At 69.4% G+C, this 23,535-nt stretch carries 27 protein-coding genes and 2 pseudogenes; 12 read left to right on the top strand and 17 right to left on the bottom strand.

What is annotated here, in order from left to right; translation table 11 throughout:
- Positions 1-211: 211 nt before the first annotated feature.
- Positions 212-543, bottom strand: a pseudogene (locus EV382_RS14295) (IS701 family transposase); the annotation flags it as partial.
- A gap of 141 nt (positions 544-684) precedes the next feature.
- Here EV382_RS14295 and EV382_RS14290 point away from each other — a divergent pair.
- Positions 685-1,155, top strand: coding sequence for a hypothetical protein (locus EV382_RS14290; protein ID WP_130402240.1), 471 nt, complete (start codon positions 685-687; stop codon positions 1,153-1,155).
- Between the two features lie 68 nt (positions 1,156-1,223).
- Here the strand turns inward: EV382_RS14290 and EV382_RS33125 are convergent, their stop codons facing one another.
- Complete coding sequence (locus EV382_RS33125; protein WP_208758413.1) at positions 1,224-1,553, bottom strand: hypothetical protein; 330 nt, start codon at positions 1,551-1,553, stop codon at positions 1,224-1,226.
- Between the two features lie 760 nt (positions 1,554-2,313).
- Here EV382_RS33125 and EV382_RS33120 point away from each other — a divergent pair.
- Positions 2,314-2,754: a hypothetical protein gene (locus tag EV382_RS33120; RefSeq protein WP_208758412.1), complete on the top strand. Its 441-nt coding sequence runs from the start codon at positions 2,314-2,316 to the stop codon at positions 2,752-2,754.
- Here the strand turns inward: EV382_RS33120 and EV382_RS14275 are convergent.
- From EV382_RS14275 to EV382_RS14265, 3 genes are all read right to left on the bottom strand, one after another.
- Positions 2,708-3,304, bottom strand: coding sequence for a TetR/AcrR family transcriptional regulator (locus EV382_RS14275; RefSeq protein ID WP_165435793.1), 597 nt, complete (start codon positions 3,302-3,304; stop codon positions 2,708-2,710). The genes EV382_RS33120 and EV382_RS14275 overlap by 47 nt on opposite strands.
- Before the next feature lie 288 nt (positions 3,305-3,592).
- On the bottom strand, positions 3,593-4,066 hold the full coding sequence (locus EV382_RS14270) for a hypothetical protein (RefSeq protein WP_130402236.1): 474 nt from the start codon (positions 4,064-4,066) through the stop codon (positions 3,593-3,595).
- A gap of 153 nt (positions 4,067-4,219) precedes the next feature.
- Positions 4,220-4,555 carry a HEAT repeat domain-containing protein gene (locus tag EV382_RS14265; RefSeq protein WP_244236682.1) on the bottom strand — a complete coding sequence of 112 codons (336 nt, stop codon included), beginning with the start codon at positions 4,553-4,555 and terminating at the stop codon, positions 4,220-4,222.
- Positions 4,556-4,607: 52 nt separating this feature from the next.
- Between EV382_RS14265 and EV382_RS14260 the strand changes: the two genes are divergently transcribed.
- The 3 genes from EV382_RS14260 (at position 4,608) to EV382_RS14250 (ending at position 7,252) form a co-directional block, all read left to right on the top strand.
- Complete coding sequence (locus EV382_RS14260; RefSeq protein WP_425271899.1) at positions 4,608-5,957, top strand: IS701 family transposase; 1,350 nt, start codon at positions 4,608-4,610, stop codon at positions 5,955-5,957.
- A gap of 575 nt (positions 5,958-6,532) precedes the next feature.
- Positions 6,533-6,886 carry a PRC-barrel domain-containing protein gene (locus tag EV382_RS14255; RefSeq protein ID WP_244236681.1) on the top strand — a complete coding sequence of 118 codons (354 nt, stop codon included), beginning with the start codon at positions 6,533-6,535 and terminating at the stop codon, positions 6,884-6,886.
- An 87-nt stretch (positions 6,887-6,973) separates the two neighbouring features.
- A complete protein-coding gene (locus EV382_RS14250) occupies positions 6,974-7,252 on the top strand; it encodes a BON domain-containing protein (RefSeq protein ID WP_130402234.1) in 279 nt (92 codons plus the stop codon).
- Positions 7,253-7,277: 25 nt separating this feature from the next.
- On the opposite strand, the gene EV382_RS14245 is transcribed toward EV382_RS14250, so the two are convergent.
- From EV382_RS14245 to EV382_RS32725, 9 genes are all read right to left on the bottom strand, one after another.
- On the bottom strand, positions 7,278-7,514 hold the full coding sequence (locus tag EV382_RS14245; protein ID WP_130402232.1) for a hypothetical protein: 237 nt from the start codon (positions 7,512-7,514) through the stop codon (positions 7,278-7,280).
- A gap of 42 nt (positions 7,515-7,556) precedes the next feature.
- Entirely contained in the window at positions 7,557-7,808 is a 252-nt protein-coding gene (locus tag EV382_RS14240; RefSeq protein WP_130402230.1) for a hypothetical protein, read from the bottom strand.
- Positions 7,809-8,523: 715 nt separating this feature from the next.
- A complete protein-coding gene (locus tag EV382_RS14235; RefSeq protein ID WP_130402228.1) occupies positions 8,524-9,774 on the bottom strand; it encodes an MFS transporter in 1,251 nt (416 codons plus the stop codon).
- Positions 9,774-11,192, bottom strand: coding sequence for an FAD-dependent oxidoreductase (locus EV382_RS14230; RefSeq protein ID WP_130402226.1), 1,419 nt, complete (start codon positions 11,190-11,192; stop codon positions 9,774-9,776). The genes EV382_RS14235 and EV382_RS14230 overlap by 1 nt, the downstream gene beginning before the upstream one ends.
- A 77-nt stretch (positions 11,193-11,269) precedes the next feature.
- Complete coding sequence (locus tag EV382_RS14225) at positions 11,270-11,767, bottom strand: GNAT family N-acetyltransferase (protein ID WP_130402224.1); 498 nt, start codon at positions 11,765-11,767, stop codon at positions 11,270-11,272.
- Positions 11,767-12,093, bottom strand: coding sequence for an ArsR/SmtB family transcription factor (locus tag EV382_RS14220; protein WP_425271898.1), 327 nt, complete (start codon positions 12,091-12,093; stop codon positions 11,767-11,769). The genes EV382_RS14225 and EV382_RS14220 overlap by 1 nt, the downstream gene beginning before the upstream one ends.
- 13 nt (positions 12,094-12,106) lie before the next feature.
- Complete coding sequence (locus tag EV382_RS14215; RefSeq protein ID WP_165435792.1) at positions 12,107-13,357, bottom strand: M28 family metallopeptidase; 1,251 nt, start codon at positions 13,355-13,357, stop codon at positions 12,107-12,109.
- Complete coding sequence (locus tag EV382_RS14210) at positions 13,354-13,614, bottom strand: hypothetical protein (protein WP_130402222.1); 261 nt, start codon at positions 13,612-13,614, stop codon at positions 13,354-13,356. Before EV382_RS14210 ends, EV382_RS14215 begins: the two co-directional genes overlap by 4 nt.
- A 22-nt stretch (positions 13,615-13,636) precedes the next feature.
- Positions 13,637-13,786 carry a hypothetical protein gene (locus EV382_RS32725; protein WP_165435791.1) on the bottom strand — a complete coding sequence of 50 codons (150 nt, stop codon included), beginning with the start codon at positions 13,784-13,786 and terminating at the stop codon, positions 13,637-13,639.
- 84 nt (positions 13,787-13,870) lie between these two features.
- Here EV382_RS32725 and EV382_RS14205 point away from each other — a divergent pair, with 84 nt between their 5' ends.
- Complete coding sequence (locus EV382_RS14205; protein WP_130402220.1) at positions 13,871-14,248, top strand: ArsR/SmtB family transcription factor; 378 nt, start codon at positions 13,871-13,873, stop codon at positions 14,246-14,248.
- Here EV382_RS14205 and EV382_RS14200 read toward each other — a convergent pair.
- Complete coding sequence (locus EV382_RS14200) at positions 14,220-15,329, bottom strand: flavin-containing monooxygenase (protein WP_208758411.1); 1,110 nt, start codon at positions 15,327-15,329, stop codon at positions 14,220-14,222. The genes EV382_RS14205 and EV382_RS14200 overlap by 29 nt on opposite strands.
- Positions 15,330-15,392: 63 nt before the next feature.
- Between EV382_RS14200 and EV382_RS14195 the strand changes: the two genes are divergently transcribed.
- From EV382_RS14195 to EV382_RS14175, 5 genes are all read left to right on the top strand, one after another.
- Entirely contained in the window at positions 15,393-15,737 is a 345-nt protein-coding gene (locus tag EV382_RS14195; protein ID WP_130402218.1) for an ArsR/SmtB family transcription factor, read from the top strand.
- A gap of 216 nt (positions 15,738-15,953) precedes the next feature.
- On the top strand, positions 15,954-16,655 hold the full coding sequence (locus tag EV382_RS14190) for an arsenate reductase/protein-tyrosine-phosphatase family protein (protein ID WP_130402216.1): 702 nt from the start codon (positions 15,954-15,956) through the stop codon (positions 16,653-16,655).
- Positions 16,648-17,310, top strand: a complete 663-nt coding sequence (locus EV382_RS33875) for an arsenate reductase ArsC (protein WP_130402214.1) — start codon at positions 16,648-16,650, stop codon at positions 17,308-17,310. The genes EV382_RS14190 and EV382_RS33875 overlap by 8 nt, the downstream gene beginning before the upstream one ends.
- A 47-nt stretch (positions 17,311-17,357) precedes the next feature.
- Positions 17,358-18,455, top strand: a complete 1,098-nt coding sequence (arsB, locus tag EV382_RS14180) for an ACR3 family arsenite efflux transporter (protein WP_279636472.1) — start codon at positions 17,358-17,360, stop codon at positions 18,453-18,455.
- 17 nt (positions 18,456-18,472) lie between these two features.
- Positions 18,473-18,880: an arsenate reductase ArsC gene (locus EV382_RS14175; RefSeq protein ID WP_130402210.1), complete on the top strand. Its 408-nt coding sequence runs from the start codon at positions 18,473-18,475 to the stop codon at positions 18,878-18,880.
- A gap of 438 nt (positions 18,881-19,318) precedes the next feature.
- Here the strand turns inward: EV382_RS14175 and EV382_RS14170 are convergent.
- Positions 19,319-19,832 (bottom strand): annotated as a pseudogene (locus EV382_RS14170) (transposase); the annotation flags it as partial.
- 430 nt (positions 19,833-20,262) lie between these two features.
- Here EV382_RS14170 and EV382_RS14165 point away from each other — a divergent pair.
- Positions 20,263-23,055, top strand: a complete 2,793-nt coding sequence (locus EV382_RS14165; protein ID WP_130402208.1) for an AfsR/SARP family transcriptional regulator — start codon at positions 20,263-20,265, stop codon at positions 23,053-23,055.
- A 73-nt stretch (positions 23,056-23,128) separates the two neighbouring features.
- Here EV382_RS14165 and EV382_RS14160 read toward each other — a convergent pair whose 3' ends face one another.
- Positions 23,129-23,500 carry a hypothetical protein gene (locus tag EV382_RS14160; protein ID WP_130402206.1) on the bottom strand — a complete coding sequence of 124 codons (372 nt, stop codon included), beginning with the start codon at positions 23,498-23,500 and terminating at the stop codon, positions 23,129-23,131.
- Positions 23,501-23,535 lie beyond the last annotated feature (35 nt).

Genomic DNA, 23,535 nt, shown 5'->3' with positions numbered 1-23,535 from the left:
GGCGGCCCCGCCGGGGCGGCTGCCGTATCCACCAGCCGAGCAGGTCAGGGCCGTCGAGGTCCGGCGTGTACTGCACCAGGATCTCCCACACCGAGGCTTACGGTCAGCCCTCGGCATGGATGGACAACGATGTAGCGGTTGGGTTGAACTCGGCCACTCACCACATCCGTGGGCGCGGAGGAGGGGTCAAGGCTATTACTCGCGGCGCGGTGCGGGCGGGGTCGTCGCACCAGCGGCGGGGCAGATACAGCTCCCAGTCGATCAGCGTGCGCCCGGCTGGGCTGGTGTAGGCCAGGAACACCCCGAGTTGGCAGTTCTCGTCCGCCCGGCCGTGCCCGAGTACTGACGCTTCGCCCCCGCCGACTTGATGCCCTTCTTCAGGAATCCGGTCTCATTGACGATCAGCACCCCGGCGTCATGGCCGAGGTGCTCGGTGACGTAGGCAAACAGGTCGTCGCGAACAGCGTCCGGGTCCCACGCTGACTTGTTGAGCAGCCGTTGCATCCGGTCCGGTGTCGCATCGCCGGCGGCCTCGGCCAAAGTCCGAGTCCTTGGCGGACCATCGATCGCACCATTGTGGAAGGACGATGCGAAAGTGAGGCATTCCCTGACCATCCGTCCAGTGCATAGCGTCCTCAGCAGGTCGCGGCAAACAACGCCGCAACTCGACGAGGGGAAGCATCTATGCAGAAGCTTATGAGGACGGTCCTGGCGACGTTGATCGTCGCTGCGGGAGTCGTCGCACCTCAGGCCTCGAGCGCCGCAGCCGCGGCGCCGGCCGGCAACATCACCACGAGCCACGTGGCAACCACCAGCACGGTCCCGGCTCCTTCGGCTCCGTTGGCGATCCAGACCGGGGAGTACGAATACAACTGCATCGGAACCGATGGCAGCAGCTTCTGGATCGGCCCTGGAAGGCCGACCACCGACTGTCACGGTAGCTACCTGCAGAAGTACCTCGACGGAAACCTGCTTGCGACCTACAACCTCGCCTACGGCGGCGGAGCAGCACAGAATCCCCCGTGGAACACCGGATGCGTCCTGGCGATCGCCGGCGGGGTTGCGCTCTTCGTCTTCCCTCCGACCGGCGTCGCGGCGTGGGTCACATTGAGCGGCCTGGCGGCCGCTAGCCTTCTCGACTCGTGCGTGGTCTAGCGCGTCGCGCCGGAAATTCGCCGACAAAATGGTGTGAGTGATCCGAGGATCTCCTCGGCGATCTTGGTTCAGATGGATGGTCGTGGATCGCTGCTCCAGTCGGCGATCCACGACCGGAGGTCGGCTTCGAGGGACCGCACCGATTTGTGGACGCCGCGGCGGACCTTCTGGTTGGTGAGGAACCCGAACCAGCGTTCGACCTGGTTGATCCAGGAGGATCCGGTTGGAGTCAATGTGTCGGTCCGGTGCGGGCCCGGCTGCTGCTCATCGATCAGCCCACCGAGAGGTTTGACCAGGACCTGCGACGCCAGCCGCCCACAGTGGACAGGATGCATCCAACTCGTGCGGATCCCGTAGATCTTGACACAAAATAGAGCGAGGTGTTGACTTGTGGTCATGGGCCCGGCTTCAGCAGGAGACCAAGGATCGTTCGCCAGTTCGGATACGGCTGACCGCCAGCTTGTCGTTCCGAGGTGGTATTACGCGATACTCGGACTAATCGCGGGCGTTGCGGTCGTGGCATTTGCGCTTCTGCCGCAGCCGATCGCGGGCCCCTCTCTCGTCGTCGCAGCCCTGCTTGTGGCAGTGACGAGCCGTATCGCGGCGAAAGCCTCGGGAACTCGTCTGCCCATACCGGCCAGCGCTGTCGGCGTCGGTTATCTGGTAGCCCTGGCGGTCGCCCTGGTCGGGTCCTTGGTCGTGGTATGGACCGTGGTGCGTCCTGACGGTCCTTCCTGGCTCGCCTGGATGCTTGGCGCTCTTGTGTTCATGGTCGCACTCAGCGGGACCTGGGCGGCCAGGACGGGGCGTTCGGCATAGGCCTCAGTGGTCCTCGGCCCTAACGGGTCAGCATGCACCAATCGCGTCTGCGAGTGCCCTCTGACCCGAGGATGACGGAACTCTGGAGAGCTCCCATCATCCAAGATCAGCAGCCTCATGATCCCGCTCGCGGTCTCGCCCAAAGATGGGTGAGAATGAGACCGGCCGTGCGGTGACGTCGTCCCTCTGTGGTGCCGCAAGCCTGTAGATCAGCATGATGCTGGGAACCGCGTGCCAGGTGCTTCAAGTTGTTGCCCCGAGCACGAGAGTCAGACCTCTTCGACCTGTTGGTTCCCCTGCACAGCCACCTGATCGAACTCGGCTGCGGGGGAGGGCTTGATGGACCTCATCCACGAACGGTGTGGAGGGATCGACATCGGCAAGGCCGACCTGAAGGCATGTATTCGGGTTCTCACCGCGGGTAAGCGCCGCCGCAAGGAGGTACGCACATTCGTGACCACCACCAACGCGTTGCTGGCGCTGCGGGACTGGCTGACGAGCGAGGGCATCACCATCGTCGGGATGGAAGCCGTGCTCAACGCCCGGCACATGCACAACGTCCCCGGCCGCAAGACCGTTCGGCCGGCAACGACGCGGCTACAAAAGACCCCTCGTCGCCGTCGCCCACACCATCCTCGTCGCCAGCTGGCACATACCCACCAACGACGCCACCCACCACGACCTCGGCATGTCGGTGCAGCGGACCCGACTCACCCGACCGCTACGCCCTCATTCAGGAAGAGCCCGTCGTGCGGAGAAACGCAAGACGATCGCGAGTGATCTGGACGGCGTCATCGATCAGCGAGAGACGAGACCCCGTCTCCATCGCCACGGCAACGAGGCCCACGATGCCGCAGAGGAGGAATTTTGCTTCCACAGTCGGATCGACGTTCGGCGAGATCAAACGCTTCTGCCGAGCCTCTTCGAGGTAGTCGGTAAGCCTGACATACCACCCGGACAAGCGACCGCCGAAGCCCTTGTCGCCGGAAACCTCCTCACCGAGTTTGATCGCCACCCGAGCCAGAGGGCTGTAGAGCACGTTCGTGGTCACGTGCTTGGCAACCCACACGATCGCGTCGATCGGATCGCTGGCGGCACGAGGGGACCCCATGAAGACGCCCCCCGGGTACGCGAGATTGATCACAGCAGACGCCAGCGTCTGCTTGGTAGGGAAGTAATAGGTGACCAACGACTTGGAGGTGCCGGCCAGCTCCGCGATGTGTTGGATGCTCGCCCGCTCGTACCCCGACTCTTCGAAGGCCCGAACCGCGGCCTCAAGGATCTCAGGCGCCGCATTTTCCTCGCGATTGTCACTCAGGCTGATCTCCACCGCTCGCAGAGCGGTATGCCTAGGTGACTCATTCTCGGTGACTCTCATAAATCCCCCGTTCGTCTCCGGTGGAACGAAGTGCGGGCAGGTCCCACGCCTCCACCACGGCGACGCCGTCGATGAGGGCGAATGTATTGATCTTAGGCCCTGGACAAGCGGTCAGGGCAACACCTCCTGGCGCCGCAGCCTCCAATAAGGGGTTTGCCCTGCTCGGATGCGTGGCGAGACCAGCCCATGTGGGCGAGCCTCACGCTGCGTGACCTTCGGGATCCTGGTCGGACTGCCAGGTCACATTGCAGCTACTCGCAACGTGGAGACCAGTCTTAACCGATGGGAGTTCATCGATGATGAGTGCAATTTGATCCGGAGTTCCGCGCCGGCGGGTACCCACGGCGTTGCTCCGGCTTGATCCGGTCCGCCCGGTTCGGTGAGGTCCGCGAGACGCAGCAGCCTGCTCTTCGCCGCAGAGGGCAGCCGGAGGGACCGATCCTCAATCGGTTGCTCCAGCTCCGCGGCGGTGGCGACCCGCAACCCCGCTCGGCGACAATTCTCGCCGCCTGGGACGTCGGCGAACAACAGGGTGATCAGATGAGGATCTCGCTGTTGAGCTGCAGCGACCAGGCCGGCGGCGGAGTTGAGAAGAACGCACAACGGCGTGCCGTCACTGAGCCCCAGACCGATCCGGTAGTAGTTCCGGCCGACTGTTGGTTCCTCGACCGAGGTGGTGACCGCACCACCTGCTCCTCTGATGCTCTCGTACACCGAGGCCAGCCATGTGGCACACACGCCGCCGGGTCGGGGCGCGATGTGGTCGCTCCGGCTCTCAGCAGATCGACGATGGGCACGCAGGCATCGTTCTGTATCACAGCCGTGCCCTAGTACTCCAGTGACACTTCGAGATCTTGCCTGGTGAAGTCAGCGGATCAGACCCGCAGACCGCGCTTGATATAGCTGGTGACGTGCTGGTTTGGTGTCAAGTTGTTCGAGGCCTTTGACGGCCCAGAACCGTAGCGGCTCATCGGCGCCGTGGAGTTGGGCAACGAGGACGGGCAGCGCGTCTTCCGAGCGTGCTTCGCCGATGAGTTCAAGCATCCAGCAGCGTAGGCCGTGGTTGGGTTCGCGGTTGAACTCGGTGATCAGCTCTTCGAGGTGCTGCGCGGCGTGGGGTCGCAGCAGGTGGAATCCGTCTTCCTGCTTTTGCGGGTCGCGGCTGCGCATCAACCGCATGGCGTGCTGGAACTGGTTCGCCACGTCGTCTCCCGTGGGCCGCCGCAAGGGAAGCGCAGCCACCGCGTGATCATCGATGTTTGTGAAGACAACCGACGATCGTGCAGTGGCTGCGGGCCATAGCGTAGACGTTAGTGGGTGGCTGGCGGTGTTCGAGGATGCCGTGCAGCGGATCGCGGGCCGGTTCACCCGGCGTGAACCGCGGCTGGCCGCGCGGGCGTTCGTGACCGGTCTGTTGTCGCAGGCCGAGCGCAAAACGTGCTGGCAGCTGGCGGAGCAGGCCGGTTATCGGCAGCCGGCGCCGTTGCAGCGGTTGCTGCGCACTGCGGTGTGGGACGCCGAGCGGGTCGTCTCCGACGTGCAAGGCCTGCTGGTGGAGCGGCTCGGCGATCCGCAGGGCGTGTTGATCCCGGACGAGACCGGGTTCGTCAAGAAGGGCACCACGTCGGTGGGTGTGCAACGGCAGTACACCGGCACCGCCGGGCGGATCGAGAACAGTCAGGTCGCCGTGTTCCTCGCCTACACCGGTGCCGGCGGCCGGGCGCTGCTGGACCGGCGTCTCTACCTGCCCGAACAGGCGTGGTGCGCCGACGCGTCGCGGCGCATCAGCGCGGGCGTGCCCGACGAGATCAACTTCGCGACCAAACCTCGCCTCGCCCTGGACATGATCGACGCCGCGGTCCGGGCCGGGATACCGGCCGGCTGGGTAGCCGGCGACGAGGTCTACGGCGCCGACCCGGAATTGCGTGCCGGGATCCGCGCCCACGGCCTGGGCTATGTCCTCGCGATCGGCTGCAACGGGCGGGTGACCGTCAACGACGGGCGCACCCGGATCCGCGCCGACGAGGCGGCCGCCCGGCTCACCGCCCGTTGCTGGCAGCGCATGTCCGCCGGGATCGGCGCGAAAGGGCCCCGCGACTACGACTGGGCACAAGTCGTCATCGGCACCTGCGGCAACGAACATCTGCTGATCCGCCGACGCCCAGAAACTGGTGAACTGGCGTTCTACCTGTGCTGGTCACCACGCCAGGTGCCTCTCGCGACGCTGGTCCGGGTCGCCGGCAGCCGATGGGCAGTCGAGGAATGCTTCCAGAGCGCCAAGAACGAGGCCGGCCTGGACCACTACCAGGTCCGTGGTTGGACTGGCTGGCACCGCTTCACCGCACTGGCGATGCTCGCTCTCGCCATCCTCGCGGTCTGCGCCACTACCCAGCCGGCCGAACCCGCCGACCCGACCCGGCCAGCCCGATCACGCGCACCGATCCGGCTTACCCTGCCCGAGATCCGCCGACTGCTCAACACGCTGACCGCCAGAGCAGCGCCCAACGTCCGGCACGCCCTGCATTGGTCTACCTGGCGTCGCGTCCACCAAGCCCGCGCACGGCAAGCCCACTACCAGCGACGACTCCGGCTACCAGTCACCTAGATCGCGAAGTGTCACTGGAGTACTAGGTGTACTCGGTCATGACCTTGTCCGTGCTGTTCCCGAAACCGGATCGTCATGTTGCTGCGGGTGCGGCACGCGCGCCTCCCTTGGCTGCTCAGCGGCCGCGCGCAGTGCGGCGGCCTCCTCTCACTGTCAGTTCAGATATGGGCGTGACGGTTAGCGGCAGCGCTACCGCTGGTTGCCGGCCTCCCGCTACCGCCCGCAGCGCATCGGCCGAACCACCAGTGGATCCGGCTGCGCCGTCCGCGACTCCCGCCGACAATTAGGTCTTCGGAAGCCTTCCGACCAGACATCAGCGCCACGGGAGTGTCCGTCCTAGGCGGAAAGTGCCTGATCCGCTACCCGCACTTTCGGCGGTAGTTGCGGGAGGGCCCGTCAGCCGTCACGAAAGTGGGCAGGAACCGTCATCGTTTCGTCGTCTAGTCCGGGACGTCATACGGGTAGCGCAAAGGGAGCAGACGCTACGGAAGGAGCAGTTCACGCCACACGACATCACGGCGACTCTGGTCAAGCTCGGTGACTCCGGGCAGACGATCGCGGCTGCCGAGCAGGACGTGCGCGGCCGGCACGTCCTCGACGCTGACGGTGACGACCTGGGCAAGGTCGACGACCTGCTGATCGATCGCGAGGAGCACAAGGTGCGGTTCCTGCGAGTCGAGCACGGGGGAGTTCTCGGTATCGGCGCCACCGCCACCTTCATCCCCGTCGAGGCGGTCAGCGACGTCACCGACGACACGGTGCGGGTCGACCTGACCCGGCAGAAGATCGAGCAGGCCCCGACGTACGACCCGGAGGTTGTCGAGGAGATCGGCTACTACGAGGACGTGTACTGGTACTACGGCTATGCGCCGTTCTTCAACGCGAGTGGAATCGCTCCGCCGTACCCGGTGCCCCCGACCCGACGCTGACTTCCGGCTCCCCCCACCCCCGACCGGCCGGTGTTTCGGCGACCGCGCGTGACCGCCGAAACACCGAAGCGACTCTGAGCAGACACCGTGACCTACGTCCCCTGGTTCCTTCCCGACGACCCTCCGCCGCTGTTTCCAACCGCGCCGGCATCGATTGATGCCCGTCTGGCCCTGCGGCTGCTTGAGCTTATGCAGCGGGATCCCCAGCTGCGTCACGAGCGCATCTGCATCGAGGTGCAGAACGGCGTGGTCATCCTGCAGGGCACTGTCACCTGCACCGACGTGAGCAGGGAGGCCAACGCCCGCGCCTGGAGCATTCCGGGGGTGCACGACGTCAACAACCGGCTGTGCCCCCTCAAGGGGTGAACGGCGGTCGCGACGGCGACCCCGCTCAGGCGCACAGGTCACGCCGACGGTAGCCGATGATTCCGGCGACCACCCCTGCTGCGGCGATGCCGGCCATCACCGACGCGGCGGCCCGGTCCGGTGCGGTGGCCGGCACCGCGGCCAGGAGCGCGAACGGGGACAGCGTACGGATCCAGGAGGGCGCGTCGACGGTGTCGGCGATGACCTGCCACATGAACCCGCCAGCGGCCGGAAGAGCGCCGATCGCCGCGACCGCGCGCATTGGCCGTCCGAGCGCCAGGACGGCAGCTCCCAGACACAGCAGCTAACCCTCCACCGTGGCGAGTGCGGGGAAGCCGGCCTGGGCCGCCATGGCTGCGAACTGGGGGTTGCCGGTCAGGAACGTGGTCATGGACTGGGCAATCAAACCCAGGAGCAGGAAGTACGCGCCGATGCCGGCAGACCATGCGGCCAGCGGTCGCATGGTGCGCCGTACCGCGAAGGCCAGCACCGAACCGAGCCACGCGGTACGCGCCGGCCGGCTGTCGGCCGTCGCAAGAATCCCCGCGCTCGGCACCTGCGCGAGCGGGCCGACCGGCTTGCCGTCGTGGATCTGCCCAAGCCCTCCTTCCCGATGACCCGGGCCAGAGACGCGACCTGACCGCCGACCACCGTCAGCTGGTAGGTGACGGGGATTCGGCACGGTATGACACCGTAGGCGCGTCGGGGGTGGGTGGCTGTGCTGGTGTCGGCGGCGATTCCGAACGTCTGGAACGCGCTGCTCCCCAAGCACCTGATCAGGCCCTTGCTTGGTGACCTCCTCAGCGGTGCCAGGGGAGTAGCCAACGCAGCTAGACCTGCGTGAGCTTCAGCGTCGCGATGAGCGTCATTGGCGGTGAGGCAATGGGTCGTGTCGCTCCTCGGACACAGATTTGCAGCATCCCTGCCGTACTTGACGTACTGGTGGTCAAGCTTGCTTGACCACGCGGATCGTATCTTCGCGACAGCCTTGACGGATGCGACGCTCGGCGGCGGTGATCGCCGTGGCTGATGTGAACGTGGCCCCTCCCATCCCACCGTTGACGCCTACCGCGCACAGCCAGGGACGGGCCGGCGGCTAGTACTCCAACGTCACTTGGCCTGTCTGGGGTCTGTGGATCTAACGGAGACCTCTCTGCTGCCCGCGGGTTGACAAGAGAGGTGCCGTTAGCGAGACACGCCCGAGCACGGTGGCGGCGAAGCTCGCCCATCCTCGCTCTGGTGGCAAGGCGCCGGCGTCGTGCGTACACCGTCTAGCTGACAGGGCTGGGTGACCTGGTGGTGCGAATGAGCATGCCGATGGCGGCGAGGGCGCAGCATCCGGCGACGGCGGTGAGCAGGGGTGTGTAGCCGGCGGTGGTGTGCAGGAGGGTGGCGGTGGCGAGGGGTGCGATGGCTTTGGCGATGGTGACGGGTGCGGTGAGTCGGCCGGCGATGGTGGCGTAGGCGGTGGTGCCGTACCGGTCGGTGAGCAGGGCGGGGGTAGCGAGGCTGGTGATACCGAAGCCGAGTCCGAAGCCGACGACGGTGATGACCGCGCCAGTGCGGGTGCCAGCGAGCAGCGGCATGGCGAGCACGGCGGAGGCTTGGATGGCGAAGACTGCGGCGACGATGGTGGTGACGCGCAGGTGTCGGCGGGCGGCGGTGAGGACGAGTCGTCCGGTGACGGACAGGACGCCGAGCAGCCCGGTCATGGTGGCGGCGACGGTGCCGGGGTGCCCGCGGCTGATGAGGTAGCCGATGAGGTGCACGGTCATGGTGCTGGTGGCCGCGCCATGCGCGATCAGGGCCGCGGCGAGGATCCAGAACCGGGCGTCGCGCATCGCGGCCCGGGCGACCGCCCGCCGCTGGGCGTGTCCGGACCGTTCGGTGCCGGTGGGTCCCGCCGTCGCTGCCAGTCGGGGCCGGCGGATGGTGAGCGCGTGCAGCGGCACGGTGACCGCACCGTGGATGGCGGCGAGGACGAGCAGTGCGTCACGCCAGCCGAGGTGGGCGGCCAGGAGGCCGGTCAGGGGCATGAAGATGGTGCTGGCGAACCCGGCGACGATGGTGACGGCGAACAGAGCGGTGGGGCGTCGGTCGGGGGTGAACCAGGCGACGATGACGGCGAAGGCGGGTTCGTAGAGGACCATCGCGCCGGTGATCCCGACGCCGATCATCACCGCGTAGAGCTGTTCGATGGTGTGGACCTGGGACCAGGCGATCAGCAGGGCGGTGGCGGTGATCGAGCCGGTGGTCATCAGCGCGTGTCCGCCGTGGTGGTCGAGCCACCGTCCGACGGGGAGCGCCGCGAGGGCGCCGGCAAGGACACTCGCGGTGAGGGCGCCGGTGACGGCGGTGGTGGAGGTGCCGAGGGTGGCGGCCATCGGGGTGAGCAGGACGGCGTAGGCGTAGTAGAGGGTGCCGTAGCCGATGGTGGAGGTGACGGCGAGGGCGGCGACCATGCGCCACCCGTGATGCCCGCCGACGGCTGCGTCGGCGGGCACCGTGATGATGGTGGGCATCAGCTGGCGCAGCAGCCGCCGGTCTGCGTGTCAGCGGGTGCGGCGTCGAGGGTGAGCAGACTCAAGGGCGCGGCGAGCAGCCCGCCGGAGATGCCGGTGGCCAGACCCCGTCCGGAGCTCTGGACGGCCGGGGCCGGCCCGCAGCAGCTGTCGGCGTTGGCGGACTCGTCCGGGTTGCTGTTGCACACCCCGGTCTCAGGTAGGTCGAGTTGGACGTCGCGGGCAGCGGCCCAGTCGCCGGCGAGGGCGGCGGCGACGGAGCGGACCTGCTCGTAGCCGGTGGCCATGAGGAACGTCGGTGCCCGGCCGTAGGACTTCATCCCGACGGCGTAGTAGCCGACCTCGGGGTGGGTGAGCTCGTTCACGCCGTGCGGGGGCACGGTGCCGCAGGAGTGCTCGTTCGGGTCGATCAGCGGGGCCAGGGCGCGGGTGGCGCCCAGGACCGGGTCAAGGTCCAGGCGCAGCTCCGCGGCGATCGAGTGGTCGGGGCGGAACCCGGTGGCCGCGACGATGCGGTCCACACTGGTCTGCTCCTCGCTGCCGTCGGCGTGGCGCACGAGCACGGTGACCCGGCCGTCGGTGGGGGTGAGGGCGTGCACGGAGAACCCGGTGAGCAGCCGGATCCGGCCGGCGTCGACGTGCGCGCGTAGCCGCGAGCCGAGCGCGCCGCGGGCGGGTAGGGCGTCGGCGTCGCCGCCGCCGTAGGTGCGCGCCGGTGAGGTGGTGCGGATCGCCCAGGTCACGGCGGTGCCCGGATGTTCGGCGGCGAGGTCGGCGAGGGAGAGCAGGGTGTTGGCGGCGGAGTGGCCAGCTCCGACGACGAGGGTGTGCCGGCCGGCGAAGCGGTCCCGGTCGACGCCGAGGACGTCGGGCAGCGCGTGCTCGAGGTGTGCTGCGACGTCGGCCTCACCTCGGGCGGGCAGCCCGGAAGCGCCGAGGACGTTCGGGGTGCCCCAGGTGCCGGAGGCGTCGATGACCGCCCGGGCGAGCACCTCCTGGCCGTCGGCGAGGCGGATCAGGAACGGCGTGGTGTCGCGGCCGGCGGTGCGCAGCCGGTCCAGTCCGACGCGGCTGATCGCCTCGACCCGGGCGCCGTAGCGCAGGTGCGGCTTGAGCTGCGGCACCTCTGCCAGGGGCTGGAGATAGTCGCCGGCCAACTCCGCGCCGGTAGGCAGGGCCTCCAGGTCGGGGGCGACCCACCCGGCGTCGTCGAGGAGCCGGCGGGCGGCCGGATCGATGTTGTAGCGCCAGGGGGAGAACACCCGCACGTGCCCCCACTGCCGCACGGCGGCGCCGGGGACGTCCCCAGCTTCCAGGACGGTGAAGGGCAGGCCGCGCTCGTGCAGGTGCGCGGCGGCGGCCAGGCCGACCGGTCCGGCGCCGACCACCACGACGGGCAAATCGTTCAGGGTGCTCATCAGATATCTCCTCTGTGTCGAGAGTTGTCGAATCAAACAGGTGGACGGCGGCCATGCGCCCGGGGGTGAGGGTCCGGTCAGGTGATGATGGGGCTGCGGCGCTCCAGCAGGATCACGTCACGCCACCGGCCGTGATGGCGGGCGACCCGCTCGCGCACGCCGATGACCCGGAAACCGGCCCGCTCGTGCAGGCGGAGGCTGGCGGTGTTCTCGCCGAAGACACCTGACTGAATCGTCCAGACGCCGGCTGCTTCGGTGGAGGCGATCAGTGCGTCCAGCAGGAGGCGGGCGACGCCGCGGCCTCGGGCGGTGGGGTCGACGTAGACGGAGTGCTCGACCACGCCGGCGTAGACCGCGCGGGCGGAGGTGGGCGAGACGGCGACCCAACCGATCACCGTGCCGTCGCCGCCGACAGCGACGAGGCGGTGCGCGGGGAGTTTGCCGGCGTCAAACTGTGCCCAGGTCGGCGCGGTGGTCTCGAAGCTGGCGTCGCCGCTGTCGAGACCCGCCTGGTAGATCGCCAGGACCTGTCCGGCGTCGCCGGCCGTCATGGGGCGAACGGTGATGTCGGCCATCAGCAGGCTCCGTTCGGATTGGGGGCGGGTCGGCCCATGACGACGTCGGCGGCGGAGGGGAAGCAGTCGACGCAGGCGTCGTTGATGCGGTAGTGCCGGGCGGTGCCGACCGCCTCGACGAGGACGAACCGCACGTCGGTGAGGACCTTCAGGTGCTGCGAGACGGTGGACTGGGCCAGGCCGATGGCGGCGACGACCTCGCCGACGCTCATCGGTCGGGCGTGGCGGGCGAGGTACTCGACGATCTGGACCCGGGTCGGGTCCGCGAGGGCCCGGAACCACGACGCGTACTGCTGCGCGGTGTTCCGGTCGAGCAACTCGCCCACACCCAGCCTCCTTCTATCGTTTATCGCCGATAGGCGATGAAACTGTATCGGGTGCGGAAGCGGCGAGACAGACGGTGGCGACAACGAGGCGGGCGATCGCGTCGAGGGTGTGCGGGTCGACGCGGTCCGGGGTGTCGGCGGGGCTGTGGTAGCCGCCCATGCCGGCGCCGATGCCCACCGCCGCGAGACCGGCGGTGGCGTAGCGGCGGTTGTCGGATGCGACCGGCCCGGCGGCGAGCGCAAGGCCGGTGTGCCGCCCGGCCTGATCGAGTAGGGCGAGCAGCGCGTGGGCCGGTCCGCCGGCCTCGACCGTTGCGGCCTGGTCGAGCAGTCCGGCGCCGTCGACGTTGATGACCAGCGGCCGAACGTCGCCCGCGTGCAGTTGCTGGCTGTGGTGGGCCGAGCCGAGCGCGCCGACCTCCTCGGCGTCGAGCAACGCGACCGCCAGCCCGACCCCCGCAGGGCGGTCGGCGGTCAGGATTCGGGCGGCTTCCAGGATCACGGCGACGCCGCTGGCGTTGTCCGACGCGCCGGGCTGACGCAGGCCGGGATGGTCGCCGACGCCGTCGTAGTGGGCAGTCAGCAACACCTCGATCCCATCCGGCGCCGCCGCCGCGAACCTCGCGTGGATGTTGGTGCCGGTGACGTCGCGGCGGCGCAGCGGGGTGTTCGCGCTGCACCAGCCCTCACCGGTGGTGGCGGCGACGAGCATGGCGTGGTGGGTGCTGGCGTTGAGGGTCAGGATGGGCAGCGGTCCCGGGTCCGGGCCGGCGAGGACTGTGTACTGCCAGCCGTCGGCGTCGACGGCGCGGCTCACCAGCAGACCCGCGGCGCCCTGGGCGGCGCGGGCGGCGTCGAGAGGGTTCACGCCCGTGGGCACTACCAGCCACCGGCCGCTTGGGTCGCCGCTGCCGGCCACGCCCAGCGGGCCGCGCCTGGTCTGAAGGGTGTCGGTTGAGGCCGGGTGGACAGCGACCTCACGGCCGAAGGTCAGCCGCGTCGAGGTCGCATCCTCGCCCCAGACGACGGTCGGCGTCGTGTAGACCTCGGGCACGGCGCGGACCGGGAAGTCGTCAGTGTCGACCGCCGCGCCCAGGCCGCAGAGGTGCGCGACGAGCCAACTGCGGGCGGCGGCACCGCCGGCCGTGCCGACCCGCCGGCCGGTGCAGTCATCCGCGGCGAGAGCGGAGACCGTGGCGGACATCCGCTCGGCTGACACCAGGGGCAGGATCGCGTGCAGGTGGGCGGCCGATTCCGAGCTCATCCGCAGCACCCCTGACCCGTGGTGACGGCTTCGGTCTTCGCCTCGGTGCCGCAGTAGGAGCCGGCCGCTTCGGTGGCCTGCTGGCTGCCGCAGCACAGTCCCGCCGTCGGCGACTGCCCAGCGGGCGGGAGGATCGAGCCGACCGCCTGCGCGGGGCTGCCACAGCAGGAACCGGAGCCGGTCACGGCCAGGGCGGCGCCCGGATCACCGGCGAATCCGCCCGCCGTCGCGGGGCTGGTCTGGGTGTTCTCGCTCATCACACAACCTTTCGATCAGGGGTTACCGGGCGCCGATCAGGGCGTAGGCGTTGTCACGGACTTGGTCGAAGCGCCGCTGCGCCCGCTGCGCCGCCGTGGACACCCGCGCGCAGGAGTCACAGAACCGCGCCCCCGCCTGGGCTTTCGCCGTGCGTCGTGCTGTGCCGAACATGACAATCCCCTTCCACGACGCCTGTCTTGATATCTGTCGAATCAGAGAGTTGCACGCTGCTTAGACACCTGTCAACCTAGAGGCATGTCAAAGCAAGCCGGGTTGCTTCCCGTCATCGACCTCACCGCCGACACGCCGTGCTGCCCGCCGCTGGCGCAGAGCCGGGTGTCGGCGCAGACCGCTGCGGTGCTCGCGCCGGCGTTCAAGGCGCTCGGCGATCCGGTGCGGCTGCAGTTGATGTCGATGATCGCCTCCGCGAAGGGCGGGGAGGCGTGCGTCTGCGACCTGACCCCGGCGTTCGACCTGACTGGTCCGACGATCTCGCACCACCTCAAGACGCTGCGCGAGGCGGGCCTCGTCGACGCCGAACGCCGCGGCACCTGGGTGTACTACCGGGCCCGGCCGGCCGTCCTGCGTCAGCTCGCCGGGCTGCTCAGCGTCGAACCGGCCGCCGTGGCCTGAGGCCTGGCCGGCGACGTGGGCCGGGTAGGCGCTCGGCCAGGGCGGTGGCGACGTGGGTGGCGTCGCGGCCGACGCCGCGCAGGGTGTTCGACGAGAACGAGCGTTGGAACTCCAGCCCCAGGTAGGCCAGCGCGGGGTGGGTGGTGGAGATCCCACCGACGTGTGCGGGCATGCCGTCAGCCGTGAGGGCGCCGAGCGCGGCGAGGTATCCGAGGTCCGGCCGGTAGCCGGTCGCGAAGATCACCGCGTCGACCGGCTCGGACGTGCCGTCGGGCCACCTGACGCCCTCGGGGGTGAAGGCGGTGACCATGTCCCGGCGGTTGAGCAGGCCGCGGGCGATGGCGTCGCGGTAGACGCCGGTGTCGAGCACCGCGGCATGACGGATCAGGCGGGTGAGTACCGCGCGCGGGAGGCGGTCCGCCCCGGTGGCATCCAGCCAGTGGTGCAGGTCCCGGCCTCGGATGCGCTGCGGCACGAATTGGATCGGCGCCCGGGTGGCCAGGGTGACCCGGGCGATCGGCGCCAGTTCGTGGGCGACCTGGACGGCGGAGTTCCCGGCGCCGACCACGATGACCCGTTTGTCGGCGTACGGGTCGGGCCTGCGGTACTGCGCGACGTGCCGCACCTCGCCGGTGTAGTCGCCGAGACCAGGCAGCGCCGGCAGGTGCGGATTTCCGAACGAACCGCTGGCCGCGATGACACCCGCCGCCGCGACCTCGTCACCGCCGTCGGTACGGACCAGGTAACCGCTACCTGGGCGTTGACGCACGGCGGCGACACGGACGCCGGTGCGGATCTCGGCGTCGATGCTGCTCGCGTAGCGGCGCAGGTAGGCGACGACCTCGTCGCGTGTCGGGTACCGCTGCGGATCGCCCCCGTCGAACGCCAGGTCCGGCAAGGCGCTGAAGCGGGCAGGGGAGAACAGCGTCAGGTTGTCGTAGTAGTCCGGCCACGAACCAACCGGCTCGGCGCCTGCCTCCAGGACGACGGGGCGCAGGCCGGCAGCCAGAACGGCCCGCGCGGCGGCCAGGCCGGACTGGCCGCCGCCGACGATGATCACGGGTACTCCAGGGATGGTCACACCTGCATCGTATCGTCGTTTCGTTGAATGACAATATGAAGGTCGTGCGGCAAGGTGGCAGACATGGATGAGCCCACGCCCTCGCAGGTGACCCCGCCCGCGACGGCGACTCCCGCGGGCCCGAGCGGGCTGGCACCGGACACGCAGGAGTTCCTCAAGGCGCTGGGCAGTCCCACCCGCCAGCGGATCATGATGCTGTTCGCCCAGGGCGCCGAGTTGTCCGTCGGGCACGTCGCCGAGCGCGTCGGGATCAGCCAGGCGACCGCGTCGCAGCAGTTGACCCTGCTACGTCGAGGGCGGGTCGTGACCTCGCGGCGTGACGGCAAGACGGTCTACTACCGGGCGGACCGCGACGGCGCCCAGGCAGCGCTGGCTGAGCTGCAGTCCTACCTCAAGACCTGCTGCTAAACCGACCCCTGCCCAATGAGGGGCGGACAACCGCCGACTGACCAACCGTCACCGGCAGCCAGCTGTCGATCAAGGGCACCACCGCCCCCGGGCTGCCCGACAGTTCCGGCCCGAGGCACGGGTCGGCGCAACGGCCGACTGTCCCACGCGCCGCTAGGCGTTTCCCCCCTCACTCCCGTTTGACAGTCGCGCGACCACTCAGTAATCATTGAGTCAATGAATACTGAGCTTGTGTCCCTGCAGGGGCGCGCCCGAATCCACGCCGCGCTCGGCGACCCGGCGCGCCTGGCGATCGTGGACACGCTCACTCTCGGCGACGCCTCCCCCGGAGAGATCGCCCACGACCTTCAGATGCCGACGAACCTGGTCGCCCACCACGTCAAGGTCCTCACGGACGCAGGCCTGGTCGTGCGCGGCCGGTCCGAGGGCGACCGCCGCCGCACCTACCTCCGTCTGCGGCCTGAGGCCCTCACGGCCCTGACCCCGCCACCGCTGGCCCGAGTGGGTCGGGTGGTGTTCGTGTGCACACACAACTCCGCCCGCTCACAGCTCGCCGCCGCCCTCTGGTCCGAGCGCACCCACACCGGCGCTGCGTCGGCCGGGACGCACCCCGCCGACCGGGTCCACCCGCGGGCCGTGGCCGTGGCCCACCGACACGGGCTGGCGCTGGACCCAAGCGCCACGTCCCACGTCGCCGACGTAGTGCGCGACGACGACCTGGTCATCGCGGTCTGCGACAACGCCCACGAGGAACTCACCGCCCCAGTACGCCCCCGACTGCATTGGTCGGTGCCCGACCCGGTGCGCCTGGACACCGACGACGCGTTCGAAGCCGCGTTCGCCGACCTCGCCGCCCGCGTCGCGCGCGTCGCGCCCGTCATCACCCCCGCCATGAGCTCGGGAGACCGCCATGACTGACACCCAAGCCCACCCGCACCCGCAGATGTCGATCGACCAGCAGCTCGCCCTACGCACCGCCGCCACCCGATTGGCCGAGGAGTTCACCGGCGTCTACGGCGCCGAAACCATCGAACGGTTCCTGCACACCAGCTACGACCAGTTCGCCACCACCGGCAGCATCCCGCACTTCCTGCCGCTCCTGGCCGAACGCTTCGCCCGCCAGCGCCTACAGGCCCTCGCCCGCGTCGAGGGACATCACCACGACGGCCGTCCCGTCGCCCTGTTCCTCTGCACGCACAACGCCGGGCGCTCGCAGATGGCGCTGGGATTCTTCACCCACCTCGCCGGAGAGCGGGCGGTGGCCTGGTCCGGCGGCAGCGAACCCGGCATCGAGGTCAACCCGGCGGCGATCGCGGCGATGGCTGAGCGTGGCATCGACATCGCCGCGGAGTTTCCCAAGCCGTGGACCGACGAGGTCATCCGCGCCGCCGACGTCGTCATCACCATGGGCTGCGGCGACGCCTGCCCGGTCTTCCCCGGCACCCGCTACGAGAACTGGGACCTCGACGACCCCGCCGGGCGCGACCTCGCCGACGTCCGGCCGATCCGCGACGACATCGAACGCCGCGTCCGGCGCCTCCTCGACCAACTCCACGTCGCCCGCCCGTCATGACAGACCCGACCCACACCACCAGCGACCGAGAACCGACGGGAGTGCCCGTGAGCACCCGCACCACCCTCCACACCGACCCCGGCGAGAACGCCGTCGTCGGCCGCCTGTCCCGACTCGACCAGTTCCTCCCGGTGTGGATCGGGTTGGCCATGATCGTCGGACTCTTCCTGGGCCGCCTCATCCCGGGCCTGAATAGCGCCCTGGACGCGGTGCAGATCGGCGGGATCTCCCTGCCCATCGCGATCGGCCTGCTGATCATGATGTACCCGGTGTTGGCGAAGGTCCGCTACGACCGGCTCGACACCGTCACCGGCGACCGCCGGCTGCTGATCTCCTCGCTGGTCCTCAACTGGCTCGTCGGCCCCGCCGTAATGTTCGCCCTGGCCTGGATCTTCCTGGCCGACCAACCCGCCTACCGCACCGGGCTGATCATCGTCGGCCTGGCCCGGTGCATCGCCATGGTCATCATTTGGAACGACCTCGCCTGTGGTGATCGGGAGGCCGCCGCCGTCCTGGTCGCCCTCAACTCGGTCTTCCAGGTCGTCGCCTTCGGCGTGCTCGGCTGGTTCTACCTGTCCGTGCTCCCCCAGTGGCTGGGGCTCTCCGGGGCTGAGCTCAACGTGTCAGCGTGGGACATCGCCGGGAACGTGCTCATCTTCCTCGGCATCCCACTGCTCGCCGGCTACCTCACCCGCCGCCTCGGCGAACGCGCCAAGGGCCGCGCCTGGTACGAGGCCCGCTTCCTGCCCCGCATCGGCCCGGCCGCCCTCTACGGGCTGCTGTTCACGATCGTGATCCTGTTCGCCCTGCAAGGCGACGCCATCACCAGCCGACCCCTGGACGTCGTCCGCATCGCCCTGCCCCTGCTTGTGTACTTCGCCCTCATGTGGGCCGGCTCCTATGCCCTCGGACGCGCCATCGGCCTCGGCTACCAACGCACCACCACGCTGGCGTTCACCGCTGCCGGGAACAACTTCGAACTCGCCATCGCCGTGGCGATCGGCACCTTCGGAGTCACCTCCGGCCAAGCCCTAGCCGGGGTCGTCGGCCCGTTGATCGAGGTGCCCGTCCTGGTCGGACTGGTCTACGTCTCGCTGTGGGCGCGCCATCGCTTCTTCACCTCCACGAACTCCGCAACCTCGTAACCCGGAAGGCACCCGCCGTGAGTGACAAACCCAGCGTCCTTTTCGTTTGCGTCCACAACGCTGGCCGTTCGCAGATGGCCGCCGGCTGGCTGCGCCACCTCGCCGGCGACACCGTCGAGGTTCGCTCGGCCGGCTCCGCGCCGGCCGAGACGATCAACCCCGCCGCCGTGCAGGCCATGCGCGAGGTCGGCATCGACATCACCGACCAGACCCCCAAACTCTTGGAGTACGCGACCGCGGAGTCCTCCGACGTCATCGTGACCATGGGCTGCGGCGACACCTGCCCGGTCTTCCCTGGCAAGCGCTACGAGGACTGGAAGCTCGACGACCCCGCCGGCAAGGGTGTCGATGCCGTCCGCCCGATCCGCGATGAGATCCGCGCCCGGGTGCAAATGCTCCTTGTCGACCTCATCCCCGTCCCCTGAGTCATGCTTACTCGCGACTGCCGGGGCGAATTGGCCCGGCCCGCGCACGACACCCGACGGAAATAGTTCAGCTCTGCTGCTCCGGCTGTTGCCGGAGCAGCAGCTTGGCCCGGGTCGGGCCAACAGGAACGCGGGCACGTCGTCGTCGCTCTGCTTTCGAACGAATGTTTCCTTATGTGCGGCGGCGGTGAATCTCGGCTAGGCGCTCTTCGTAGCTTGTCACGCTGCCTCGCCTGAGCCAGTAGACGTTCGGCTGGCGGGCTGTCGCCAGGGCGCAGATCCGGGCTAGGTTCAGCCGCACGAGCTCGATGATGTGGTCGCGAGCCGCGTCGCCGGGGAACAGGAACATGTGCACCTTGGCCTTGAGGAAGGCTTGCAGCTCCAGGTCCGCTTGAGGATGTACTGGTCGCGGCCGAACACGACCCAGCCTTTATCGCCCAACCAGCCGGCGCCGTCCTCATCCGAGGCGACATCCACGCCGAGGACTTCACGTTGGCCGTCGGCGCTGACCCCGACCGCGACGAGCGCGTGGACGTTGACCGTCCGCCCATGCTCGCGGACCTTCATGGTCAACGCGTCCATCCACACGAACGGGTAATGCGCGGCGTCCAGCGGCCGGTTACTTCTCCACCCGACAAGTCGACACCCCGAGCAGGTCACTCGTGGCCACGACTGAGACCAAGGCCTGCTCGGCCCGCCGGCGGTGCGTCAGCAGCCAGTCCGGAAAGTAGCTGCCGTGCCGCAACTTCGGGATGGCCAGGTCGATCGTGCCCGCCCTCGTATCCCACTCCCTCGGCCGATAACCGTTGCGGGAGTTGACCCGCTCCTCGCTGCGCTGCCCGTAACCAGCACCACAGATCGCGTCCGCTTCCGCGGACATCGCCGCCTACGCGAACGTCTTGATCATCGCCTGCAACACATCCGGCGACGCGCCCTCGATCTGCTCGCGCAGGAGGTCAGCAGGGTTCGCACTCTGATGCGGCCATCGCGTTCTCTCTGACCCAGCGTCACTGACAGAAGGGGGTGGAGACGAAGTCGGTTCCGTCGCGGTAGGGCGCCTGGCCGATGCCTGCCGGGTGACCCCGCACGTCGACCTCGATCGTGGTACCGCGTGGGCCCGGGCCGGTCCAGGGGCCGTCCGAACCGAGGTGCGGCTCACCCTGCTCACCGCCATCCTCCGCGCCGGCCCCACCCCCGCCGACCTCACCCGTCCCGCCACGACCATCGGCCTGACCAGACACCCTGACGGGGTCAACCCACGTCCCGAGCCGTGGACCGGGGACGCCGCGTAGCTCATCAACCTTGGACAATCCTTGAACAAGCTTGAATCGCTCCGGCTGACGCGGCCTCCGGACGCTGCGTCCGGGTGAGGAACGGTGTTGATGCCCACAGAATTCGGCCTGCTCGGTGATCTCCAGGCACGGGTGGACGGCCAGCCGCTCGACGTGGGGCACGTCCGTCAGCGCTGCGTTCTGGCCGCGCTGCTCGTCGATGTCAACCAGGTCGTCCAGGTCGGACAACTCATCAACCGGGTGTGGGGCGAGCTCGCCCCGGCGGGGGCCCAGGCCACGCTCTACAGCTACCTGTCCAGGCTGCGCACCTGCCTCACGCTTGCCGACGACATCCAGATCATCCGCCAGTCCGGTGGCTACCTCCTCGCCGCCGACGCCGCCTCGGTGGACCTGCACCGGTTTTACCAACTGGCGGGGCTGGCCCGGGCGACGCCGGACGCCGGTCAGGCCCTACGAATCTTCGAGGAGTCGCTGAACCTCTGGCGCGGCGACCCGCTCACCCCGCTGGACACCCCCTGGGCGAACAGCCTGCGGACCGCCTGGGAGCGCGACCGGGTCGCCGTCGACCGGGACCGGACGGACCTGGCTCTGCGCCACGGTCAGCACGCCGCGCTGGCGCCCTATCTGATGGCGCGCGTCGAGGATCACCCACTCGACGAGCGGCTCGTCGGTCAACTGATGCTCGCGCTGAGCCGCTCCGGTCTACAGGCGGAAGCGCTCGACCAGTACGACCGGCTGCGGTGGCGTCTCGCCGACTCCCTCGGTGTCGACCCGACGCCGGAGCTGCAACGGCTGCACACGGACGTCCTCAAGGGCGACACGGAGCTGCGGGAGCCAGCCGGTGCGATCGCGGCCGGTGAGGCGACTGTTCCCCGCCAACTACCTGCGCCGCCGCCCTACTTCGCTGGCCGCGCCCGCGAACTGGCGGAGCTGACCCGGGTGCTGTCCGTCCGCGACGGTGCCGACCAGACGGTGGCGATGTGCGCCGTCGGCGGGCCCGGCGGCGTCGGCAAGACCTCTCTCGCGCTGCGTTGGGCCCACGACAACCTGACCAGCTTCCCGGACGGCCAGCTGTACGTGAACCTGCGCGGCTTCGACCCGGCCGGCCCGATGGCCCCCGAGGTCGCGCTGCGCGGGTTCCTCGACGGGTTGCGGCTGCCGGCCGCCTCGGTCCCGGCGGACCTGGACGCCCGCGCCGCGCTCTACCGCAGCCTGGTAGCCGGCCGGAAGATGCTGATCCTGCTCGACAACGCGCACGGCATGGAGCAGGTGGTGCCGCTGCTACCGGGTGGTCCCGGCTGTGTCGTGCTGATCACCAGCCGGGTACGGCTCGGCGGGCTGATCACCAACCACGGCGCGCGGTGGTTAGGGTTGGACGTCCTCGACGGCGAGGAAGCCCACGAGCTGCTGGCCCGGCTGCTCAGCCGAGGCCGGACGGACGCCGAGGCGGACAGTCTGCGGGAGATCGTCCGGCGCTGTGGCGGGCTGCCGCTGGCGCTGAGCATCATCGCCGCACGGGCGGTGATGCAGCCGGACCTGCCGCTCGACGCGGTGACCAGGGAACTGCGCGAGGAGGCGACCCGGCTCGACGCGCTGAACGCCGGCGACCTGACCGCCGACCTCCGGGCGGTGTTCGCCGCTTCCCAGCACCGCCTCGCCGCCGCACCGAACCGGCTGTTCCTCCTGCTGGCGCTGGCTCCCGGGCCGGAGATCGGGCTCGCCGCGGCAGCGCGCCTGGCCGATCTGTCGCCGTCCCGGACCCGACTGCTGTTGCAGACGTTGCAGGACCACCACCTGGTCCAGCAGCACCGACCGGAGCGTTACCGCCTCCACGACCTGGTACGCCTGTACGCCGCCGACCGCGCGCACCGCGACCAGCCGCCGGAGCTGCTCGCCGCCGCCCTGCGCCGGCTCGTCGAGCACTACCTGGACACCGCGCGGCGGGCCGCGCGGGTGCTCGACCCGCAACGGGAGCCGGTGGTCGCGGATCCCGCGTCGACCGAGGAGACAGCGGAGGAGTTCACCGGCCAGGACGAGGCGCTGGCCTGGTTCGCACGCGAGCACCCGATGCTGCTCGCCGCCGTGGAGCACACCGCCACGCAGGGGCTCGACCAGCACACCTGGCAGCTGGCGTGGACGCTGGAGACCTTCCTCGACTACCAGGGTCACTGGCGGGACTGGGCGCAGACCCAGCGGTTGGCACTGGATGCGGCCCGGCGACTCCACGACCCCCTGCGGCAGGCACACGCCCACCGCAGCCTGGGCCTCGCCGGCACCCAACTGGGGCTGCTCGACGACGCGTACGACAATCAGCGGCGCGCGCTCGAGCTCTTCGGTGAGCTGGGCGACGAGGGCAGACAGGCGGACATCGCGCGAGGGCTGGGCTGGATCTGCCACCAGCGTGGCCACTGGGCCGAGGCACTCGACTTCAACCAGCAGGCCCTGACGCTCTACCAGCACCTCGACCATCGGCCCGGGCAGGCGATGGCGCTGAACAACCTCGGCTGGCTACACGTGATGCTCGGCGAGCACCGGCGGGCGCTGGCCTTCTGCACCCAGGCGGTTGCGGTCCACCAGGAGATCGGCGACACGAACGCGGAGGCCGGCGCGTGGGACAGTCTCGGCTTCGCCCACCATCACCTCGGGGAGTACGCGCAGGCCGTCCGATGCTACGAACGCGCGCTGGAGCTGGTCCGCGGGTTCCACGAAGGGTTCAACGAGGCAGACATCCTGCGCCATCTGGCCGAGACCCGTCAGGCGGCCGGCGATCCCGACGGCGCCCGGGGCTGCCTGGAGGCGGCGCTGAGCCTGCTGGAGCAGCTCGACCATCCGGCTGTCGAGCAGGTCCGAGGCGACCTCGACCGGCTCGGCGAGGCACCGTAGCGCCGGTGCCCGGACGGACAGGCCGTCCGGGCACCGGCGCCGCGTAGGTCAGCTCGCTGATGGCGTCCGGCCGCTAGACCGCGAACGGCCACCAGGAGAGGCTGCTGTCCTCGTAGTAGTCCTTGTTGCAGACCCCCCAGGTGCCGACCGGGAGGTAGCTGACGCACTCGCCGTATCGGTACAGCGAGCCGCTGCGGTAGTTCTCCCACTCGATGCCCACGCCGCTGTAGGAGTTGGTGTCCCGGCGCAACCACCACTTGTCGCCGTAGGCCTCGAAGCAGGCCTGCATCACCCCGCTGACCGGCTTGCAGGACAGGCCGGACGACGGCGGCGTGCCACGTACGGCGTAGTTCGTCTCGTACGCCGGCGCGGCGCTCGCCGGGGTAGCCATGACGAGGGTCGCCGCGACGGCCGCGGCGGGCATCAGGACGGTCCGTAGCTTCATGGAGCCTCCCAGGTCCGTGTCGCCGTGGTGGCGAC

The sequence above is a fragment of the Micromonospora violae genome, assembly GCF_004217135.1.
Taxonomy (GTDB): Bacteria; Actinomycetota; Actinomycetes; order Mycobacteriales; family Micromonosporaceae; genus Micromonospora; species Micromonospora violae.
The sequence above is the reverse complement of the archived record's forward strand: the minus strand, read 5'-3'. Positions and strand labels throughout refer to the sequence as shown.

Coding starts and splice junctions, on each gene's coding strand:
- EV382_RS14160 (WP_130402206.1), bottom strand. CDS start 23,500: ATGAAGCTACGGACCGTCCTGATGCCCGCCGCGGCCGTCGCGGCGACC.
- EV382_RS14165 (WP_130402208.1), top strand. CDS start 20,263: ATGCCCACAGAATTCGGCCTGCTCGGTGATCTCCAGGCACGGGTGGAC.
- EV382_RS33875 (WP_130402214.1), top strand. CDS start 16,648: ATGACTGACACCCAAGCCCACCCGCACCCGCAGATGTCGATCGACCAG.
- EV382_RS14235 (WP_130402228.1), bottom strand. CDS start 9,774: ATGCCCACCATCATCACGGTGCCCGCCGACGCAGCCGTCGGCGGGCAT.
- EV382_RS14210 (WP_130402222.1), bottom strand. CDS start 13,614: ATGAGCGAGAACACCCAGACCAGCCCCGCGACGGCGGGCGGATTCGCC.
- EV382_RS14230 (WP_130402226.1), bottom strand. CDS start 11,192: ATGAGCACCCTGAACGATTTGCCCGTCGTGGTGGTCGGCGCCGGACCG.
- EV382_RS14215 (WP_165435792.1), bottom strand. CDS start 13,357: ATGAGCTCGGAATCGGCCGCCCACCTGCACGCGATCCTGCCCCTGGTG.
- EV382_RS33120 (WP_208758412.1), top strand. CDS start 2,314: ATGGACCTCATCCACGAACGGTGTGGAGGGATCGACATCGGCAAGGCC.
- EV382_RS14260 (WP_425271899.1), top strand. CDS start 4,608: ATGTTTGTGAAGACAACCGACGATCGTGCAGTGGCTGCGGGCCATAGC.
- EV382_RS14245 (WP_130402232.1), bottom strand. CDS start 7,514: ATGCGCGCGGTCGCGGCGATCGGCGCTCTTCCGGCCGCTGGCGGGTTC.
- EV382_RS14195 (WP_130402218.1), top strand. CDS start 15,393: ATGGATGAGCCCACGCCCTCGCAGGTGACCCCGCCCGCGACGGCGACT.
- EV382_RS14190 (WP_130402216.1), top strand. CDS start 15,954: ATGAATACTGAGCTTGTGTCCCTGCAGGGGCGCGCCCGAATCCACGCC.
- EV382_RS32725 (WP_165435791.1), bottom strand. CDS start 13,786: ATGTTCGGCACAGCACGACGCACGGCGAAAGCCCAGGCGGGGGCGCGG.
- EV382_RS33125 (WP_208758413.1), bottom strand. CDS start 1,553: ATGACCACAAGTCAACACCTCGCTCTATTTTGTGTCAAGATCTACGGG.
- EV382_RS14225 (WP_130402224.1), bottom strand. CDS start 11,767: ATGGCCGACATCACCGTTCGCCCCATGACGGCCGGCGACGCCGGACAG.
- EV382_RS14290 (WP_130402240.1), top strand. CDS start 685: ATGCAGAAGCTTATGAGGACGGTCCTGGCGACGTTGATCGTCGCTGCG.
- EV382_RS14205 (WP_130402220.1), top strand. CDS start 13,871: ATGTCAAAGCAAGCCGGGTTGCTTCCCGTCATCGACCTCACCGCCGAC.